Origin of the sequence: Caballeronia fortuita, assembly GCF_001544835.2 — a bacterium.
GTDB classification, from domain to species: Bacteria; Pseudomonadota; Gammaproteobacteria; order Burkholderiales; family Burkholderiaceae; genus Caballeronia; species Caballeronia fortuita.
Genome location: NZ_FCNX02000012.1, coordinates 61,325 through 79,763 on the forward strand (window position 1 = coordinate 61,325; position 18,439 = coordinate 79,763).

An 18,439-nucleotide genomic window follows, 5' to 3' on the forward strand; every position below is an offset into this window, starting at 1 on the left:
CGGCCTGAAGACAAGGGGCTGTATTCGACCCAGTACCCTGCCGCGCTCCGCGGACAGTATTTTGAACATAGTTCTTCCGGCGGTCAAAAAGGAAACTTCCATGAATGAAAGTTCTCTGAATTCGCCCCGTGCAAACGCGACACGACCTGTTAAAGGCGAAGCGATGACTCTCAGTCGTCGGCAATGGTTTTCGCTCTTTGTTATGTTGACCGGGACATTCATGGCAATCATGGATGTTTTCATAGTCAACGTGGCGATTCCTAGCATACAGAGGGAACTGAAAGCGAGCGTGGCGGAAATTGAGTTCATTATCGCTGGTTATGGATTGACTTACGCTTTATCCCTGATTACCAGTGGTAGGCTTGGCGACATCTATGGACGGCGACGACTATTTATGATCGGCTTGGCTGCCTTCGCTTTCACGTCTTTGGGCTGCGGCTTAGCGCCTACTGCTCCTATGCTTGTGCTAGCCCGACTGTTTCAAGGCGTAGCGGCCGCCATCCTTTTTCCTCAGGTCTTTTCCCTTATTCGAATTACTTTCACGCAGCCGACACAGCGGCGGATCGCATTTTCCAGCCTAGGTGCCGCAATTGGCCTCGCTGTCATCGCCGGACAGGTTTTGGGGGGGTTCCTTGTTGATATCGACTTGTGGCATTTGGGTTGGAGAGTTGTCTTTCTGATTAATGTCCCAATTGGTCTCACGGCGTTCATCGTCTGTCCCATGTTTATTGTCGAGTCGCGCGCTTCATCTGCCGGTACCCTCGATGGCGCCGGTGTGGCTTTGAGCGGCGCCGGCCTCGCCTTGCTGCTGTTCCCGATGATACAAGGGAGGGATCTCGGGTGGCCAATATGGTCAGTCATTATGATGCTATTTTCGGTTCCTGTACTGCTTGTGTTTGTACTGCATCAGCGCAGTAAGACTGATAGCTCCAAAACGCCGTTACTAGACATCACGCTTTTCCGTGACCGAGACTTCTTAATCGGAGCAGTGACAGTCCTCGTCTTCTACTCAACGCTCAACTCAACCTATTTGGCGCTGACAATGCTTTTACAAACCGGACTGGGTCGATCCCCGTTGTCAGCCGGCCTTATTCTAGCTGCCAACGCCGGGGCATTCACGATTACATCATTGCTCTCGGCTCGTATTCCCGCTCACAAGGTGAAAGCCTCGCTGATCGTTGGTGCCACCGTTACCGCTGTTTCATCAATCATTGCTGCGGTTATAGTCTGGAGAACCAGTTTTTTGCTCGGTACGGAGCTCATACCGGCCTTAGCTCTGCGGGGTATCGGTCAAGGACTATTGATGACGCCTTTATTAGGTGCAATCTTGGCGCGAGTGGACGAGCGCCGCGCAGGAGCGGCCTCCGGCTTGCTGAGTACGATGCAGCAGGTTGGGGGGGCGATAGGTGTCGCCATCGTTGGCATCGCGTTTTTCAGCGTTGTCGGTAGCGTTACAGCCGCGGGCGGAAGCGTTCAGCACGCCTATACAGCGGGATTTATTGCCGCTTCGATCTACGGAGCGGTTGGGGTTGCAATCACAGGTGCGCTGCTTAGCGCGTTGTCTTCTTGACGCCTGCACCCGTCCAATCGCGCTCCCTCGCTCGACTGTAGAAGAGATCCTTAGTCGTCGCGAAAGGCAGAAAGATATTGGCAACAAGCGCTCTTTGAGCGCAGCGTCTTCATTGGCTAGGACTGGTTTGGATTCCAGTAGAAATCATGTCACCTATTCGAAAAGAGCTGATTTTGAAGCAAAAATGTCTGTGAGGAATTCAACAATTGTTCTAGTGGTCGGATTACCGCGATCTTGCCGCCGCGTTATTATCCAGAGGTCACGTGATGGCGGACTAGGCTCCAGGTTGCATGGATATAATCCCGCTGTTGTGCGTCCAAGGAAATGCGGAAGTAGGGCGATGCCGGCGCCTATCCGAGAGGCGTCAGCTTGCGCAATTTGCGTGTTGGTTTTAAAGGCAACTCGGGCGCGGGCAAACCGTTGCGAAAGCCATGCCGCCTCAGGTAAATGCGCGTTTCCCTCATCGAATCCAGCAAACACAGGGGGCGCGCCCGCAAGAACGCGCTTACACCAGCTTTCCGAAGCGTAAAAGCCGAAGCCGCATTTTGCCGCAAACCGCGCTATTACGTCCCCATCTTCGGGGCGACCGAATCGTAAGGCGACGTCGGTCTCATGACGTTCCAAACTCACATTTCGCAGGTTTGTAGTCACGTTGATATCCAAGTGAGGATTTTCTACCGCCAATTCAGCGAGACGCGCGGCCAGAAAACTGTGTGTCAAAGTTGGCGGAGCGTTAACACGAACCATCCCCTTAGGTCCTTCCGCCGGGGCACCGCGCACCATCCGCGAAGCGGCGGCTTCCATCTCAGTCGCTGGGGTCAGAAAATAAGAACCCGCAGGTGTCAGGACGTAACCATCCGGTCTGCGTTCAACCAGCGTTTGCGCTAATACCCTTTCCAATGCCTGTATCCGTCGAGAAACAGTTGCGTGTGTAAGAGACAGCGCTCTAGCTGCCGCGGAAAGACTTCCGTAGCGTGCAAGCGCGACGAAAACGCGTACGTCTTCCCAATCAAGGTCTGTGAATTTTTGTTCAGCCATTGAGACAGAATAAGGGATTTCTGCACGATCCACAATCGACTACATTGTCCTTGTCAACACAACCTCAGCGGAGACTGTCATGCCGTCCACCTTAACGCTGACTCTCATCGGCGGGCCGACTGCACTTATCGAGAGCAACGGATTCCGGCTTTTGACGGATCCGACCTTCGATCCTCCCGGGCTGTATCAAGAAGCGCCCGTCCGGTTCGAGAAAACAACCGGTCCTGCCCTCACGGTCGAAGAGGTTGGTGCGTTGGACGCTGTGCTGCTGAGTCACGATCACCACTTCGACAATTTAGACCATTCCGGTCGCGCCATGCTCGCGAACGTCGAGAGGACGTTCACTACGCATTCTGGTGCAAGACGCTTGGGAGGAAACGCGCTTGGCTTGGCGCCTTTCGAGACCCGCCTCCTCGAAGGTTTTGATGGAAGAAGAATGTTTGTCACTGGAACGCCGGCTCGTCATGGTCCTGTCGGCATCGAGCGGCACTCAGGTGATGTCATCGGCTTCGCACTCGGGTTCGACCAACCCGGCGACCTTGTCTATGTCACCGGAGACACTCTGTGGTTCGAGGGCACCGAAGAAGTCGCTAGGCGTTTTTCCCCGAAAGCAGTAATTCTTTTTACAGGGGCAGCGGAGCCGCGGGGGCGCTTCCATATGACCATGGGAAGTGAGGATGCGTTAGAAGCGGCTCGAGCTTTTCCGAGATCTGCACTTTTTGCCATTCATAACGAAGGCTGGGTCCATTTGAAAGAGACGCAGGAGCAACTCGTAGACGTCTTTAGCAAGCTGGACGCAAGCCAGCGTTTAACCCCTTTGGAACGGGGAAAAGCCATCCAACTAGTCATCTGAACCTGATCGGCTAAAGCAAATCGTGCAAAGCGTTGTAGGGTGTTAAAAAAACATCGATCAGATTCCAAGATTCAAACGTTAGTTGTGCAAATGGGTGGGCTATTTTGTAATCAGGAATCAAATCCCTGGGGATGCGGTCGCTTTCTCTTTAACCAATGCGTGGAGAGCATATTATGAAAGTCTTAATGGTACTTACGTCACATGACAAGCTTGGCTGGAATACGGACGAAAAATCCGGGCTGTGGTACGAAGAGCTGGCGTCGCCGTATTACATCTTCAGAGATGCAGGGGTAGATGTAGTACTGGCGTCGCCCAAGGGAGGCAAGTCACCCGTTGATTGGCGAAGCGAACTTCCTCAGTTCCAGACCGATGCGACGAAAAGGTTCGACGCGGATCCTGAGGCGCTGGCGGCGTTGGCTTCTACGGTTCCCCTCGCTAGCGTGTCCCATCAGGATTTCGACGCTGTGTTCTATCCGGGTGGACATGGCCCCTTGTTTGACCTCGCGGAGGATCCGAAGTCTGTTGGGCTGATTGAATCGACGATCGCGGCGGGTAAGCCGCTCGCGCTGGTTTGCCACGGGCCGGGTGCTCTGCGACACGCAAAGTCAGAAAGCGGTCAGCCACTTGTGAAAGGCCGAAAGGTGACCGGGTTCAAAAATTCCGAAGAAGCGGCGGTCAACATGACAGCCCACGTTCCCTTCTCGGTGGAAGACGAGCTGAAGCGTCTAGGCGGCGAGTATTCAAGCGCGGATGACTGGCATCCACACGTGGTGGAAGATGGTTTGCTCATAACTGGCCAGAGTCCCGCGTCTGCCGATCCCGCAGCGCGCCTACTTCTTAGTCGCATTTCGTCGTGATTCGCGGAACTGGTTGCGCCCTTGCTTAGTGTGGGCGCGGCGCGACCATGTAGTCACGGCTCGCCGCATCGTGGGCGAGCCGGTTGTTGAAACTCGTTCATGTGTGCGCGCACCGTCGTCGCTCAGCTACAAATCCCCGTCAGGACTAAGCCTGGGTTGTCTTTCGTCGCGCGAAATCGCCTGAGTTGGAACTCGGCGGGCGCGGTCGTTCATGCGGGCCGACATTGGCTCGTCGGGCATGTAACAAGCGAACGTTTTCCTTCCTGAGCGCCAGATCAAAGCTACTAGATGCGTGCACTGTGGCGTCCCATGGACTCCGACGTCGCATCATTGCATTCGCGACGTCGTCCAATGATGCGAATAACGCTGTTCTGTGTTCCACTGTTTGGGGCCTACGTCAGCAAAGCATCGTGGATGCAATTGCGTGCGTCGCAACCGTTGCGACGCTGCGCAGGTTCGGCTATTCTCAAGCGCTTTACTTGATCTCGACGTTGAGCCCGCCGCAGCGTTGCATCGTTCGCATGAATCCTGGTCCTGACGTTACCGACGATGGTCGTTCCAGACTGCAGGAAACGGAAAGCAGCCTGAAAGCGGTTTTCGCGCGCGGGCTTGAGGGCGATCACAATGCCTATCGCTGCTTCCTGCAGGCGTTAGCGCAAAATCTCCGTGCCTTCCTTAAGCGGCGCATCCCCGCCTACCGTGACGACGTTGAAGACCTCGTCCAAGAGATTCTTCTGGCGGTGCATAACGCGCGTCACACATATCGCCCAGACGAACCGCTGACAGCTTGGCTTCACGCAATTGCTCGCTACAAGCTGATGGATTTCTTTCGCTCGCGTGCACGCCGTGAAGCGATGCATGACCCCATCGACGATCATCTTGATCTTCTATCGGCGGTCGACGACGAACCGCTGGAGGCGCGTCGTGATATCACCAAGCTGCTTGAGGCTCTACCGGATCACCAGCGTTTGCCCATCGTCTATATGAAATTGAATGGATTTTCGGTGAAAGAAACCGCGCGTATAACAGGGCTGTCCGAATCGGCGGTGAAGGTAGGCGTTCATCGAGGCCTAAAGGCGCTGGCCGCGCGCCTGCGAGGCGTGTGATGACGACTGACGACCTAATCGGCCTGCTCTCAACCAAGGCAGCACCCGTCGACCAGGCTTGTTCGGTGCGATGTGCAACGGCGCTGCCCCTTGGCATGCTTGCTTCTTTCATCATCATGATTTTGGTGTTAGGCGCGCAGCAGAATTTAATCAATGATCGCATTCCCTTCATAATCGGCATGGGCCCATTGCTAGCTGTCAATCCCATTGAACGGCCCGGCGACCGCGCCGGCGCCGCGCGGACTTTGCTTGCGTTGCCTCTCATCCCTGAGTGGAGTGTTTGACAGCGCGACGCCTGACATGCGTCCAGCGAAGTTGCTCGGCCACTCATGGCCCATATGCCCGTTCAGCATATTGCTACTGGCGGTTACCGCGTTTCCCGCTGTTTTCCGGTCAATGACATCATTAGCGCAGAGCCATCTACGGCTTGCAGGCGCAGTAGCCCAGACTAGTCCCAAGCTCGACCGCGACAGTCTTCTACGGCGTGCACTGCCCCTGAGATGAACGTTGGTACGTCCTCGGGATGGCGATCCGGTCAATAACCGCGCTGGGCTAGGCCAGAACCTTTTGCTTTGTAACCATCGGATCGGGGAACCGGCCTCCTCGCAAGGCGCGCTGAACGCGCTCGGCCCTTTCGAACGAATGCGTGTCAGCTAGCAGACCAGATCGGGAAGACCCCGTTTGAGTCATTAAGCTACCGAAAGCGATTCGAGAAGTCCAACGATGTTTGCGTCGCGTCTGACTCGCTGATGCTCTTGGGACATCTGCCGAGCCCGCATGGAGAAGTGTGGTTTAGACATAACGGTGTCCACGGCCGTCCTTATCGCGTCGACACTTGGTCGATCGGTCTGTAGGTCGATTCCAACGCCTGACCATGCGATACGAGCATTGACGTCTGCCTTGTCCTCCGATTGCCCGGCCCCGATTACTGGGATGCCATGAGCGAGTGCTTGATTTACGGTCCCATATCCGCCATTCGTTACAAGGAGATCGATCTTCGGCAGCAACCATTCAAACGGGAGATACTTTGCTATCCGGGCGTTAAAAGGTATGCGTCCCGGAATGCTGTCGATGCAGCGCCCGCCCGCGGTAACAACGACAAGTAGATCGGACCGATCCGCTAGCGCGTCGAGGGCAGGGCTGACGAGTTGGCTGAAGTCATGGTTAGATAGCGTCCCTTGTGTTACAAGAACCACTCGTCGGGATCCGTCGAGCTCCGACGACCAAGGCGGCAAGGGCGCCTGGCCGGACATGATCGGCAGCGCGCCAACGTACCTCAACGGGGCGGGCAAGTTGCTGCGTGGAAACTCGAACGACGGCACGGTCAATTGAAGGTGGAGGTCGGGAAGCCGAGCCGTCGCGTCAAAAATATTTTCATGCAGCGGTGGACTGCCCGCGCGTAGAAGAAGCGCGTTGAGATTGGAAGCGAACGGCGCAAGGAATTCCTTGTCCACCTCTTCGGCGATGCTAGCGTAGGCCTTTGGCTCTGCGAAGGGGAGGCCCAAATTGCAGGGAGCGAGGTCGTCACGGCGCGAAAGAAGATAGGTGGTTCCGCAGAAAGCAATTGGCGGCCTCTCGCAACGAGGATGCTTCAGCAGCAGCGGAATTGCACCGAAGAACAGATTGTCGGTCACGACAAGGTCTATGGGGAGTTCGTCGAGCACATTGCACAGGCTGGTGTACTGGTCGATCAGCGGATCGGCGAATACTCGCTCGAAATAGAATTTCGTCATGTCCAATCCCGGCTTCATCTGGCTGAACTCTGGGAATGCAACGGCGAAGTCGCTTAGATCACGATTGGCTTCCCCTTGGAGAGGGCGAAATGCGCCCCCGATCCCTGAAATTTTGTGTCGCAACGATGTCGATGTCATTCCGATGACATCGTGTCCGGCGTCAATTAACGCTTTGCCAACGGACAAAATCGGATTCAGATGCCCGACCAGGGGGACGGAAGAAAGTAAGACGCGCATCGTTTTTGGTCCACGTGAGAATGATTGAAGTAATTCGTCATCGAGAGCGCACAGGTTACAGTCGACGTAACGATTAGCTCGAGCAGTGCTGGCAGATATTTGACGGCTATCAATCTTCGAATAGTCGCCCTGGATAGCGCATCTCACACTCGGCAGCCAGCGACGTTGCTCGCACTCGGCACTGAACGGGCTACGCGGGCTTGCTCGAGAGCAAACACCCAACGCTTCGGATGACGTCGCACGGTGAACCGCGATGCGGCTCGAACCTCAATCGACAGGTCTTCGCGCCTGGCTGGCTCAGGCGGGCGCGAATTACACCGAGGAGCTTTTGATGCCTACGCTGTTGGTTGCGAATCCGTAACCCGAAGCGAAGCAAGCGGAAGAACGGGGCGCGCCGCCTTCAATGCGCATCGCAAACTGCATTGAGGAAAAGAATCGGTTCGCGCTGTAACTCTCTCCGTGTTTCCGACGAATCTACGTCAGAGTTGCTCCGATTTTTGATCAGTAGGCACTCTCGAGAACAGGAGAAAGCATGTTGAATAAACGATTGATCGCTTCCGCAATCCCGATGGCTTTTCTCGCCGCCTGCGGTGGAAATAACGACAGTTCCCCCGCGGCAGCTGCGCACACGGTGTCGCCACAGCTCTTTGCGCAAAGCGACGATAATTCGAACGCTGTGCTCCAATTCATCCGCAGGGCGGACGGTTCCCTCGGACCTGTAACGTCGATCCCAACGGGTGGAAAAGGGACCGGCGGCGTTGCATTCGCAGGCGGTGGCGCGATAGCCCCCGACTCTCTGACGAGCAATTCTAGCGTCGCCGTGAATGCCGATCGCACGCGATTGTTTGTCGTCAATGCGGGCGACGCTACGGTCAGTGTGTTCTCCATTGATCCCGCCGGGGGCAAACCAACGCTCTTAGCGACGTCCAGTACAGGCGGGCTCCTCCCAACTTCGCTCGCGGTTTCCAACAATGTGCTTTACGTGACGCACCAGCGCGGGGCGAATCAGCTAGGCGCCTATCGAATCAGTATGGACGGCAAGCTGACGCAGATCGGAACATATCCAACAGTTCAGGCGGACGCGCTTCCCACCCAAGTCTCCGTATCGCCGGACGGGACATTCGTTCTTGTCGATATCCGTAGCCAGAGTAATGTTGTGGGCGGGACCCCAGGTCGGCAGCTTCTGACGTATCGTGTCAACGGAGACGGGTCGCTCGCGGCGCCCGTCGTTTCGCCTACCGTGGGATCCGGTCCCTTTGGAACATTTTTCGGAAGTGGTCCGCTGTCGAGGAACGCTGTATCCGTCGAAGCAATCAGCAACAGCGTGGCCTCCTACCGTTTGAACGACGACGGAACGCTTAGCGCTGCGAGCGGCCCGCTGACCGTCCCAGGGCAGGGTGCACCATGTTGGCTCGCGCTCACGCCCGACAACAAATTCGCCTATGTCGGAAACGCAGCAGGCTTCATATCGTCGTACGCCGTCGGCGCCAACGGAGAGCTTTCACTAATCAACGGGAATGCCGCTTCAGAGCCGCCGGTGGTGACTGGGTCAACCAGTTTTGCAGAAGACTCATGGATTAGCCCTGACAGCAAATTCCTGTACCAAGACTTCCCTGGCGACGACAAAGTCGTCGCGTACTCGATCGGTGCGAACGGTGGACTGACGAAGCTTAACGAACAGCCTGCGAAGGCTATCGGAACGATCACCTTGCAAGGCCTTGCCGGTACGTAACGCGGCGTGCAGCGCTCGGGCTGGCTGCGAGACAGACGCCAACGCCGAGGTCTGGCGCTGGCTTCGCAAGCTAGCGCTTAGTCCTCGCATCGGTAACAGTCGATCCGGCGCGTCGTTCATCTCGCCCACGCTCCCGATGCCCCAAAAGCGACTGTCGAATCTGCCGCACCTCAAGATGAGCGTGCGGAGGAACGCGTATAGCCCTAACGTTTCGAACACGGGCCGAACCATTGCTTGCCTCTTTTGATGCCCCTCGGAACGTTTCCGATTGGCGTTTGTTCTACTGCACAAGCTCCTGACCCTCCCTTATTATGACTGGTCTTGGAAGTCGCTTCGCGTAACGTAAGTACTCATACGGCACTATGCAGACACGTCTTCCTTCAGTCGCTCATCCAGGTTAACCGTAAACTGAATCCGCTGAGCGAAAGCGGTTCGCGTGCGTACCGATTAGCTTCCTGTCACGATGGACAACTTTTCTGATCTAAGCCTTTTCTCTCTGGTCGCCCGGCGCGAGAGTCTCGCCGCTGCTGCACGCGAGCTTGGCATCACACCTCCAGCGGTAAGCAAGAGGCTGAGCCAACTCGAACGCAGGTTGGGCGTAAGGCTTATCAACAGGACAACCAGGCGGTTGAGCCTCACCCCAGAAGGCGAGGTCTACCTCGCCAACGGCCTGTCGATCCTTGATGACGTCAAAGCGCTGGAGCAGTTGGTGACACGAGGACGGGCCGAGCCTGCGGGCCTGTTGCGAGTGAATGCGTCGTTCGGCTTTGGCCGATGCAGGATCGCGCCAGCCCTCTCTGAGTTCGTCGCACTCTATCCAGCGATGAAGATACAGCTTCAGCTGACTGAGCAGCCGCTAAGTCTGGGAGAGGATGGATTTGACGTTGGAATCCGATTTGGGAAAGTTCCTGATGCGCGACTCAATGCGAGATTGTTGCTCAGGAACAAGCGAATTGTCTGTGCCTCGCCATCCTACCTCAAGCGCTACGGAGCACCGAACGAACCGCATGAGCTTACGAAACACTCATGCATTGTGCTTCGCGAAAACGAATCGGCCTTTGGTACATGGCACTTCTCGCGTGGAAACCGCAGCCAGATGGTGAAGGTGGACGGCTGCCTTACGAGCAACGACGGAAACTCGGTTCTCTTGTGGGCACTCGAAGGACGTGGGATTGCAGCACGTTCCGAGTGGGAAATCAATGAGCATCTGCGGCGTGGTGATCTCGTTCCGCTTTTAAGTGAGTGGTCGCTGCCGCAGGCTGACATTCACGCGATCTATCTCGAACGCAACGTCCTAACGACCAAGCTCCGGACGTTCGTCGACTTCCTGTCCGAGTATCTACAGCGCGGAAAGAACCAAAGGTGACAACGCTCGGTGCGCAATTTGGGGGAGGCCGACTGACCAATGCCAACTGGCGCTTGGCGCGCGTCAGATTCTCGCATTCTGCGGCCGGCGTCGGCCTGCCGCCGCCGTTCTCACTGGGGACGCGTGGGGTCGAGCCACTCCGCGTCCGGTCTAGTCGCCAGCATCGACGCACGTCTACTGAACGGCTCAAACCAGTCCGACAGCGGTGTTCGGCCTAATCTCCAATCGAAGACATTGAATCGAAAATCCAGATACGCTAGAAGGCACGCTACCGATATTTCGCCAATCGTTGGGTCGGTGTTCAATTCATCAGCCAACCTATTCAACTCATCGAGCGCCTGAAAGATCCGTCGCTTTTGGAGGTCCATGCAAAGGTTCCAGCGGTTTGCTTCAGAGCGCGCATTCTCGAATCGTACAAGTAACGCCGCATCCATTGCCCCATCGGCTAGAGCTTGCGCTCGCAACGACGACCACCGATTCTTCCGCACGATTGGAAACATCGGCGGTCCCTGATGCAGACTGTCTAGGTACTCACAAATCACTCGTGAATCGAAAAGCGCGTCGCCTTCGTCGGTTATTAACGTTGGAATCTTCATTAAAGGATTGAAAGCCGAAAGCCGCAGATGTTCGCAGGACTCCAATGGAATATGCGTCCCTACGTTGCAGATGGACAGCTGGATGCGACTCGCAAGGTCCCGTTCCCACGCTAAAACCATCACCTTGCGGGCGAAGATAGAGTATTGCGTGTAGTGAAGGATCACGACCGCTCCCAGTCGGTTATGCGACAAGAGAAACGGACTGCCGGCTTCGGTGAAGTGTCGACCGTCAAGTTGAATACATCCGGCCGACTGTAGTGCCCGATAGGGTCGAAGTCATACATCGCTTCTGTAATCTTTCCCAGATCGATCTCGGCGGTAATGATGCCCTCTTCGTTCCAAAGTGGCCCCGCTAGCACCCGGCCCAACGGGTCGATGATACACGACCCTCCTCGACATACGATCGCATCGGGATCCGATGGCAACGTGCTTACGAAGTCGCGGGGGAAGTCGTGGCTACGGTTGAACTGATTTGTCGACAGCACGAAGCAGCGTCCTTCCATGGCAATGTGCTGCATGGAAGGCAGCCAAGTTGGGCGAGGGTCAGCAGTCGGCGCGCAGTAAATCTGGATGCGGTGGGCATACATCGCGGCACGCGCCATAGGCATGTAGTTCTCCCAGCAGATGACGGCGCCCACTCTACCTCGCGATGTTTCGAAAACCGGCATCGTAGACCCATCACCAAAGCCCCAGACCAGTCGCTCGGCGCCAGTCGGCATCAGCTTGCGACGTTTTCCAAGGTACCCCCTTATTGCATCGAAGAACAACACGGAACAGTAGAGGGTTCCGCCATCGCGCTCGATCACGCCAATAACGATGTCTATTCCAGTCTTATTCGAAATTTTTGCCAGCGTGCTCACGACCGGACCAGGTACCTCGATAGCGGATTCATGGTATCTACGAAACTCTGCACGTCCCGCATCTGATCTATTGCCGATGACAGTACCGAAGGCCGACCCACGCGGATACGCAGATATGAAGGCCTCTGGGAATACCGCCAGCTTGGCCCCTGTGGCTGCAGCGTCGGAAGCAAGGTCAGCGGTCTTGTGCAATGTTGCCTCGACGTCGTAGACGATTGGCGTCGCTTGGACACATGCGGCAATATATGGTTTATTTGCAATGCCGGACTTCGGGTCGTTCATATTTGTTCATCCCATTTCTTGTGTCTTGAATGGCGCTAGCAGCCTGATGCGCTGCCGACTTGACGTTTCCACATGCGACGCTGCCTGTTTCTTCGGGCCCGCTGGCCCCCATCTCTTGCCCCGTCAATTTGACAGGTAGGCGTGTCCCCGCGTCCGGGCAATCATGTAGACAATAACGCTCAAGACCGCGATCGCTGCCCCATAGATCGGAAAGAGGTGGCCAAGGTTGTTGTGGTGCAACCACAAGAGCAGATATGGTGAGGTGCCGCCTAGAATGGAGACACCGAGTGCGTATCCCACAGCCACCCCGGTCGTCCGAATACTGCGAGGCATCAGAGTAACGGCAATGTAGTTGGACAGACTCATGTTGAAGCCGACGACGGCACCGCCCGCGATCATCACCAACGCAAATCGCTCGATGTCTTGTTTAGTGTACGCCCAGAGCAGGAAGAAAGCGGGCGCCATCAAAAGTCGGAACAGGATGAAGGCGCGGGATGCACGCATACGGTCAGCTAACCCTCCAATCACAGGCCCAGACAACATCCACACAAAGCCCATTGACACAGTGATCGCAAAGACGAGACTGTTATTTTCCTTGAAGACCGAATTGGCCATACTGGGCAACCCGGTGATCCACGCGTAATTTGCAATCTGTACAGAGCCGATTACTAACGTTACAGCGAGCAACGCAAGGCGGACATCCCACAATTGCTTCCAGACATCGCGGGTTCGTTCATGGATCCTTGTGTCGTCGTTTGGGGCATGTGTGTGCAGTGCAGCCGCGATCAGAGTTTCCGGGAGGCTACTGCGTAGATACATGATGACTACCCCCATTACGCCACCAACTGCAAAGGGGATTCTCCAGCCCCAGGCATGCATCTCGGACTTGCTGATGCACAGACTCACAATCAACGCTACGAGGCTTGAGCCTACGATCCCGATTTGGATGGATGTACCGCTAACGAGTCCCATGTAGCGACCTTCCTTTCCACGAGGCGCAAGCTCGCTCGCAATTGCGTTAGCTACGCCCGCCTCAGCTCCGGTTGCGAGTCCTTGAATTAGTCGTAGCAACAGAAGCGAGACTCCAGCCCAGACCCCAATTGTGCTGTACTCGGGCATTACGGCGATCATTAGCGAGCAAACCGCCATCGCTGACACCGACAGGATCATTACCCCCCGGTGACTAATTCGGTCGGCAACGGGTCCGAGTAGCGCCGCCCCAATTGGACGAGCAAAAAACCCAGCACCGAAGACAGCCAACGCGGAAAGCAGTGATACGACAGGGTCGGTCGAAGGGAAGAACTTGGGTGAGAGAATCGCAGCCATCACCCCGTAGATATTCCAGTCGTACCATTCGAGGGCAACGCCACCCATCAGGCCCGCTGTCATTCGACGTGAACTGCGCTGCGAATGTGCAGGCGCAATCGAGCGTACTCCAGTGGACGAAGCTGTTTCCATAGTATTCGCTCCAGCGCATTTCGCGCTTGTTTAACCTACGGTGAACTGATCTATGTCGCCGTATCGCCATCAACGCGTCGCGGTATCCATTAGGGCGACCCATTGAATCGACGCGCTAATCTCTAGAAGTCTCGTGAGCGAGCACTCGCTGACTCAACACGCGAGCCCATGGATACCTCTTATGATGCTGCGCCTCGAACTCGCTGATCTGCGCCGCGAGGCCAAGCGTAAGGTCGATCGCGTCTAATCCTTCGACCACCATTTGCTTGTGGCGCGCGTCGATCTCGTAACTGAAGCTTCTTCGTGCCGATGTCCTGACCGTCTGCAGCAGCAGATCGATTTGCAACTCGGAGGACGGGTTTTGTAGGACGAACTGTGTGAGTTCGCATATTTCCTCGCGATCAAGCTGCACGAGCAAGAGCCGATTGTTCATCGCGTTCGAGTAGAATATTTCGGCGAAGCTAGGTGCAATGACTGCCTGAAAGCCGTACTGCTGCATCCCCCACACTGCATGTTCGCGACTCGAGCCACATCCGAAGTTTGATCCGCCAATCAATATTCGTGCGTTTGCGTACGCTTCGCTGTTGAGAATCGAGTCTCCCCGTGGCATCCCGTAGGCATCAAACCGCAGGTCGTGCAGAAATCCTTTGGCAAGTCCGGTCTTGTCGGTGATTCGCAGAAACTGCTTCGGCATGATCTGGTCGGTGTCCAGGTTCTCGATTGGAAGCGGCAGGGCGGTGCCCCGAATATTAATAAGTCTCGTCATCGCGCGTGCACCCGTATGGTTCGGACATCAGTGATGCAACCGTTCAGCGCGGCTGCGGCAGCCATTGCAGGGCTCATAAGATGGGTGCGGCCGCCTAGACCCTGCCGACCCTCAAAATTTCGATTCGTCGTCGATGCACAACGCTCTCCCGCCTCAAGCACGTCGTCGTTCATCGCAAGGCACATTGAACATCCCGGCTCTCGCCATTCAAATCCAGCGTCGAGGAGAATCTGGGCGATGCCCTCCTTCTCGGCAGCACGCTTGACTGTTCCCGACCCTGGAACGACCATCGCGCGCACACCTCTCGCGACGCGCCGGCCACGCACGATAGCCGCGACGGCACGCAAGTCTTCTATACGGCCGTTAGTACAAGACCCTATAAAGACCCGATCGATTGGAGTGCCTGCTAGAGGACTTGACGGGACGAGGCCCATGTATTGCAAAGCGCGACGAAGCGACGCCGCTGCCTCGGGAGTCGCCTGCGCCGCTTCACTCGGGATAAATTCGTCAACCGCGATGGCTTGGTCCGGGCTTGTTCCCCAGGTAACGAAAGGGGCGACGTTGCTCGCGTCGAAGTGAAACTCGACATCAAAAGATGCATCGTCATCCGACCGGAAAGCGCTCCAGTCGGATGATGCCGCCTTGAACTCCGATGCGTCCATTTCGACGGCGTGCGCGCGAACATAGTCCAGCGTTTTATCATCCGGCGCAATAAGAGCAGCTCTCGCTCCGGCTTCGACAGTCATGTTGCAAAGGGTCATGCGCCCCTCCGCTGATAGAGAGGCAATCGTGGAGCCGGTGAATTCTACGGCATAGCCCCGTGCGCCCTGAGCTCCGATTCGGCTAACCAGCCAAATTATGACGTCTTTCGCAGACGTTCCGTAAGGGAGTGCGCCGTCGATCGTCACCCGCATCGTTGGAGCAATGCGGTAAACGAGCGTCTGCGTGGCAAGGACGTGCTCGACGTCTGAGGTACCAACGCCAAATCCCAATGCTCCCAGTGCCCCGTAGGTCGTGGTGTGACTGTCACCGCAGAGAACGACCATCCCCGGTCTTACCAACCCTAGTTCTGGAGTGACGACATGCTCAATGCCCTGCAACGGATTGTCCAAACCAAGTACGTTGATTCCGGCGTGCTCGCAGTTTTCAGAGAGGTTCCGGGCGAGGTGTATCGAAGCCGAATCACGGATTAGACGTGGCGCCTCAGGGTGCGTCGGGATTATGTGGCTGAGGACGGCCAGATTCTGGCTCGGTCGAGCGACGCGTCTATTACTTGCCCGCAATGCGCTGAATGCCTGGGGGCTCGTGTACTCGTTCATCACATGCAGATCGACGTAGAGAAGAACGTTCTGCTCGTCGATCCGCTGAACAACATGGGACTCGACTAGTTTCTGATAAAGCGTTTTTCCTGCCATTTAAGCCATCCTCCGAAAAGCGGTCAACCAGCGCCATATAACGTGCGGCAATGGGTGGCTAAATCGGCCTGCAGTTCTCGCCTCCCACATTTGGAAGCAGTCTATCTAGCGCAATGGAGGAATTGGTTTCCGGCGCAGCAATGCAGCCGTAACTTTTCGGAACGAATGAAATAGCTCTCGATACCGTAATGCCGAGTTCCGGACGGGACTGAGGGGCGCGACGTTTTGAAACGTCTGCTACAAGCCGAATTAATGGCGATACCTCTGCACGCCTCGGGGAAGCGGGCTACTATGCATCAGGCCTCGGGGCAGTTGCATAGCGTTTCCTCGTTTTAGCTTGTTCGCTTGGCAGTCAGCGTGCGGCGACGCGGTCCGTAGCCGGGACTAGTTTCTTGGGGAACCGGTCGACCCGGACCGAAGAGCACCCCTAAGTAGCGCGCCCGCGTCTGTTCCGCCAATAAGAGTTCGAGCGCCAAGAAAAGAGTGCAAATCGTGCTCGAATTGAGTCAGTTTTATTTGCTCGCGCCCTTGGTTAGCGCCTACAGTCTTCACTGGAAGTCCGCTCGTTAGCGTCCCAAATCATCGTAATTCTTCATTTCCGAACGACTTCACCCGCCTGTTGATTTTGACCGGTTGAGGAGGGCCGAGCACGACCACGAGGCGATTCGCGGCAGGTATTGTGACAGGTCCCGATTGGACCGCACAGTAAGCACAATCAATTGTGGCTTTGTGCGTGTCTCGCCATTCGTGACCCCCGTGTCAATTGCGCATGCGACCAGAATTTCCGCAAGGTTCCAATCGATTGAGCGAATCAGTTCGGGCCGACCGTCTGCTCGACGGCCAGCGCGAGCGCGATGAGCGCATCGTCGTCGTTTTGCGCGCGCATGAGTTGCACGCTGGTGGGAAGGCCCGCTGCGTCGACGCCGGTGGGCATCGCGAAAGCGGGCGTATCGAGCAAGCTGCCGGGCATCGTCATCGACAGCGTCTCGAGGTTCACGCGGGCGAAGCGTTCCGGATCGGCTTCGAGCGGCGCGCATTCCGGCGCGACGTGCGGCACCGTCGGAAGCAGCAGCGTGGCGCCCGCGAGTTCGTCGCCGAACTGGGCGATCAAGCGCTCCCGGTCCGCGAGCAACTCGCCAAGACGCGAGGCAGGCACACCGCGGCTCAGTTCGAGCCGCGTGCGCACGCGCTGGTCGATGCGCCCGGCATCGGCAGAATCCAGCACGCCGCGATACGTCTCGAAGGCTTCGAGCGATCCGAACCAGCCGCGCTCGCGGATGAGATCGCAGGCGGCGTCGAAGGCGACGACCGGCGTAGCGTCGATGCGCGCGCCGGCTTTCGCCAGTCGAGACAGGAAGCGCATGAAGTTGCCCGCGACTGCGTCGGTCACCGCGAAACGCGCCTGCCATCCGGTCGGCACGACGAAGCGCTGGCCGCGCAGGTCGGGCAGCGCGGCAATGGCTTCGCGGCCACGCACGACCGCGTCGAACGCGGCGCAGTCGGCGGCCGTGCGGGCGAGCGGGCCGATGGTGTCGGCCGACCGCGACAGGCCGGTCATGCCCTGCTGCGGATAGCGCGCCCGGCTCGCGCGATAGCCGACGACGCCGTTCAGCGCGGCGGGCACGCGGATGGAGCCGGCGGTGTCGGTACCGACGGCGATCGGCACGACGCCCATCGCCACCGCGATCGCCGAGCCCGACGAAGAGCCGCCCGGCGCGCGATGTCCGCCACCCGCGACGGTTGAATCGAAAGCAGGATTGAAGGGCGTGCCGAAGTGCGGGTTCACACCGAGGCCCGAGTACGCGAATTCACTGAGGTTCGTCTTGCCGATGCCGACTAGCCCCGCGCGCACGCTTGCCGCGACGACCGGCCCATCGGCGGTTGCCCGAGCGCGGGCGCGGAACAACGCCGCCCCGGCCGTCGTGACGCTGCCCGCGATATCGAACAGGTCCTTCCACGCGACCGGCACGCCGTCGAGCGCGCTGGCGGGGCGTCCCTCGCGCCAGCGCGCAGCAGCGGCGCGGGCTTCATTCAATGCCCGGTCTTCGTCGATGGAAATGAAGCAGCTGTTGGCATCGCGCGCGGCGGCAAGCGACTGGCGCACGACCTCTTCGACGTTAGCGCTTCCCTCCGCATACGCGGCGGCAAGCGTGACGGCGGACGCTGGCTTGGCAGGCTGGTTCGGCATCAGAGCTCCTCAAGAAGAGTAGGTTAGCAACCGTTTACGATGCGAAGCAGGAGAAACGGCGACGACTGAGATTACCCTTAATTGCCGCCGGGCGAGAGGCAACGGCGATACGCGCCTCAATGCGTAAGGGGCGCTACGTGCGTGCGACGCCCATACCTGAACGTTCGGCTTCGTAATCGGCGTCAATGGCGACAGCAAGTGCATCGGCAGCCACGCCTTGTGAGATTTCGAGAAAAACTATCAAACTGGCCGCGGGCGTGAAATCGTACAGCATCAGGACTCGCAGCCGACGGCCTTATCCTTTTACAAGTCCCTGGGCGCGGCAACCCAGCGACTTTCAGACGATGGTCCAGGAGCGCATGGGAATTGACGGCCGGCGGAT

General features: G+C 57.2%; 17 protein-coding genes. 8 read left to right on the forward strand and 9 right to left on the reverse strand.

Annotated elements, in window-relative coordinates; translation table 11 throughout:
- Positions 1 to 100 precede the first annotated feature (100 nt).
- Complete coding sequence (locus tag AWB77_RS22415; RefSeq protein ID WP_157694876.1) at positions 101 to 1,570, forward strand: MFS transporter; 1,470 nt, start codon at positions 101 to 103, stop codon at positions 1,568 to 1,570.
- Positions 1,571 to 1,723: 153 nt separating this feature from the next.
- Here AWB77_RS22415 and AWB77_RS34635 read toward each other — a convergent pair whose 3' ends face one another.
- Positions 1,724 to 2,641 carry a LysR family transcriptional regulator gene (locus tag AWB77_RS34635; protein WP_341844990.1) on the reverse strand — a complete coding sequence of 306 codons (918 nt, stop codon included), beginning with the start codon at positions 2,639 to 2,641 and terminating at the stop codon, positions 1,724 to 1,726.
- 46 nt (positions 2,642 to 2,687) lie between these two features.
- Here AWB77_RS34635 and AWB77_RS22420 point away from each other — a divergent pair, with 46 nt between their 5' ends.
- From AWB77_RS22420 to AWB77_RS37500, 5 genes are all read left to right on the forward strand, one after another.
- Positions 2,688 to 3,461, forward strand: coding sequence for an MBL fold metallo-hydrolase (locus AWB77_RS22420; RefSeq protein WP_061136644.1), 774 nt, complete (start codon positions 2,688 to 2,690; stop codon positions 3,459 to 3,461).
- 173 nt (positions 3,462 to 3,634) lie between these two features.
- Entirely contained in the window at positions 3,635 to 4,318 is a 684-nt protein-coding gene (locus AWB77_RS22425; RefSeq protein WP_061136796.1) for a type 1 glutamine amidotransferase domain-containing protein, read from the forward strand.
- 521 nt (positions 4,319 to 4,839) lie between these two features.
- The gene (locus tag AWB77_RS22430; protein ID WP_082852724.1) at positions 4,840 to 5,424 is read left to right on the forward strand and encodes a sigma-70 family RNA polymerase sigma factor; all 585 of its coding nucleotides are present in this window, start codon (positions 4,840 to 4,842) and stop codon (positions 5,422 to 5,424) included.
- A complete protein-coding gene (locus AWB77_RS35170; RefSeq protein WP_061136645.1) occupies positions 5,424 to 5,708 on the forward strand; it encodes a hypothetical protein in 285 nt (94 codons plus the stop codon). Before AWB77_RS22430 ends, AWB77_RS35170 begins: the two co-directional genes overlap by 1 nt.
- A 16-nt stretch (positions 5,709 to 5,724) precedes the next feature.
- Positions 5,725 to 5,928 (forward strand): NrsF family protein, encoded by a 204-nt coding sequence (locus AWB77_RS37500; RefSeq protein ID WP_082852725.1) that lies wholly within the window; start codon positions 5,725 to 5,727, stop codon positions 5,926 to 5,928.
- A gap of 185 nt (positions 5,929 to 6,113) precedes the next feature.
- Here the strand turns inward: AWB77_RS37500 and AWB77_RS22440 are convergent, their stop codons facing one another.
- Entirely contained in the window at positions 6,114 to 7,394 is a 1,281-nt protein-coding gene (locus tag AWB77_RS22440; RefSeq protein ID WP_061136646.1) for a glycosyltransferase, read from the reverse strand.
- A 532-nt stretch (positions 7,395 to 7,926) separates the two neighbouring features.
- On the opposite strand from AWB77_RS22440, the gene AWB77_RS22445 reads away from it, so the two are divergent.
- Together AWB77_RS22445 and AWB77_RS22450 are read left to right on the forward strand one after the other, a co-directional pair.
- Positions 7,927 to 9,126: a lactonase family protein gene (locus AWB77_RS22445; protein WP_061136647.1), complete on the forward strand. Its 1,200-nt coding sequence runs from the start codon at positions 7,927 to 7,929 to the stop codon at positions 9,124 to 9,126.
- Between the two features lie 463 nt (positions 9,127 to 9,589).
- Positions 9,590 to 10,492: a LysR family transcriptional regulator gene (locus tag AWB77_RS22450; protein ID WP_061136648.1), complete on the forward strand. Its 903-nt coding sequence runs from the start codon at positions 9,590 to 9,592 to the stop codon at positions 10,490 to 10,492.
- Between the two features lie 110 nt (positions 10,493 to 10,602).
- Here the strand turns inward: AWB77_RS22450 and AWB77_RS22455 are convergent, their stop codons facing one another.
- The 7 genes from AWB77_RS22455 to AWB77_RS35985 all read right to left on the reverse strand — a co-directional run bounded on the left by AWB77_RS22455 (position 10,603) and on the right by AWB77_RS35985 (position 18,331).
- On the reverse strand, positions 10,603 to 11,253 hold the full coding sequence (locus AWB77_RS22455) for a glutathione S-transferase N-terminal domain-containing protein (RefSeq protein ID WP_061136649.1): 651 nt from the start codon (positions 11,251 to 11,253) through the stop codon (positions 10,603 to 10,605).
- Entirely contained in the window at positions 11,250 to 12,230 is a 981-nt protein-coding gene (locus tag AWB77_RS22460) for a nitrilase-related carbon-nitrogen hydrolase (protein ID WP_061136650.1), read from the reverse strand. Before AWB77_RS22460 ends, AWB77_RS22455 begins: the two co-directional genes overlap by 4 nt.
- A gap of 123 nt (positions 12,231 to 12,353) precedes the next feature.
- Entirely contained in the window at positions 12,354 to 13,688 is a 1,335-nt protein-coding gene (locus AWB77_RS22465) for an MFS transporter (RefSeq protein WP_063936541.1), read from the reverse strand.
- A 115-nt stretch (positions 13,689 to 13,803) separates the two neighbouring features.
- Positions 13,804 to 14,454 carry a 3-isopropylmalate dehydratase small subunit gene (gene leuD, locus AWB77_RS22470; protein ID WP_061136652.1) on the reverse strand — a complete coding sequence of 217 codons (651 nt, stop codon included), beginning with the start codon at positions 14,452 to 14,454 and terminating at the stop codon, positions 13,804 to 13,806.
- Positions 14,451 to 15,869 carry a 3-isopropylmalate dehydratase large subunit gene (gene leuC, locus AWB77_RS22475; protein ID WP_061136653.1) on the reverse strand — a complete coding sequence of 473 codons (1,419 nt, stop codon included), beginning with the start codon at positions 15,867 to 15,869 and terminating at the stop codon, positions 14,451 to 14,453. The genes leuD and leuC overlap by 4 nt, the downstream gene beginning before the upstream one ends.
- Positions 15,870 to 16,680: 811 nt before the next feature.
- Entirely contained in the window at positions 16,681 to 18,057 is a 1,377-nt protein-coding gene (locus AWB77_RS22480) for an amidase family protein (RefSeq protein ID WP_061136654.1), read from the reverse strand.
- 133 nt (positions 18,058 to 18,190) lie between these two features.
- Positions 18,191 to 18,331: a hypothetical protein gene (locus AWB77_RS35985; RefSeq protein ID WP_157694877.1), complete on the reverse strand. Its 141-nt coding sequence runs from the start codon at positions 18,329 to 18,331 to the stop codon at positions 18,191 to 18,193.
- Positions 18,332 to 18,439: the final 108 nt, after the last annotated feature.

Excerpts from the sequence above, each read along its gene's own strand:
- AWB77_RS22415 (WP_157694876.1), top strand. The coding sequence starts at position 101 with ATGAATGAAAGTTCTCTGAATTCGCCCCGTGCAAACGCGACACGACCT.
- AWB77_RS22420 (WP_061136644.1), top strand. The coding sequence starts at position 2,688 with ATGCCGTCCACCTTAACGCTGACTCTCATCGGCGGGCCGACTGCACTT.
- AWB77_RS22425 (WP_061136796.1), top strand. The coding sequence starts at position 3,635 with ATGAAAGTCTTAATGGTACTTACGTCACATGACAAGCTTGGCTGGAAT.
- AWB77_RS22430 (WP_082852724.1), top strand. The coding sequence starts at position 4,840 with ATGAATCCTGGTCCTGACGTTACCGACGATGGTCGTTCCAGACTGCAG.
- AWB77_RS35170 (WP_061136645.1), top strand. The coding sequence starts at position 5,424 with ATGACGACTGACGACCTAATCGGCCTGCTCTCAACCAAGGCAGCACCC.
- AWB77_RS37500 (WP_082852725.1), top strand. The coding sequence starts at position 5,725 with ATGCGTCCAGCGAAGTTGCTCGGCCACTCATGGCCCATATGCCCGTTC.
- AWB77_RS22440 (WP_061136646.1), bottom strand. The coding sequence starts at position 7,394 with ATGCGCGTCTTACTTTCTTCCGTCCCCCTGGTCGGGCATCTGAATCCG.
- AWB77_RS22445 (WP_061136647.1), top strand. The coding sequence starts at position 7,927 with ATGTTGAATAAACGATTGATCGCTTCCGCAATCCCGATGGCTTTTCTC.
- AWB77_RS22450 (WP_061136648.1), top strand. The coding sequence starts at position 9,590 with ATGGACAACTTTTCTGATCTAAGCCTTTTCTCTCTGGTCGCCCGGCGC.
- AWB77_RS22460 (WP_061136650.1), bottom strand. The coding sequence starts at position 12,230 with ATGAACGACCCGAAGTCCGGCATTGCAAATAAACCATATATTGCCGCA.
- AWB77_RS22465 (WP_063936541.1), bottom strand. The coding sequence starts at position 13,688 with ATGGAAACAGCTTCGTCCACTGGAGTACGCTCGATTGCGCCTGCACAT.
- leuD (WP_061136652.1), bottom strand. The coding sequence starts at position 14,454 with ATGACGAGACTTATTAATATTCGGGGCACCGCCCTGCCGCTTCCAATC.
- leuC (WP_061136653.1), bottom strand. The coding sequence starts at position 15,869 with ATGGCAGGAAAAACGCTTTATCAGAAACTAGTCGAGTCCCATGTTGTT.
- AWB77_RS22480 (WP_061136654.1), bottom strand. The coding sequence starts at position 18,057 with ATGCCGAACCAGCCTGCCAAGCCAGCGTCCGCCGTCACGCTTGCCGCC.
- AWB77_RS35985 (WP_157694877.1), bottom strand. The coding sequence starts at position 18,331 with ATGCTGTACGATTTCACGCCCGCGGCCAGTTTGATAGTTTTTCTCGAA.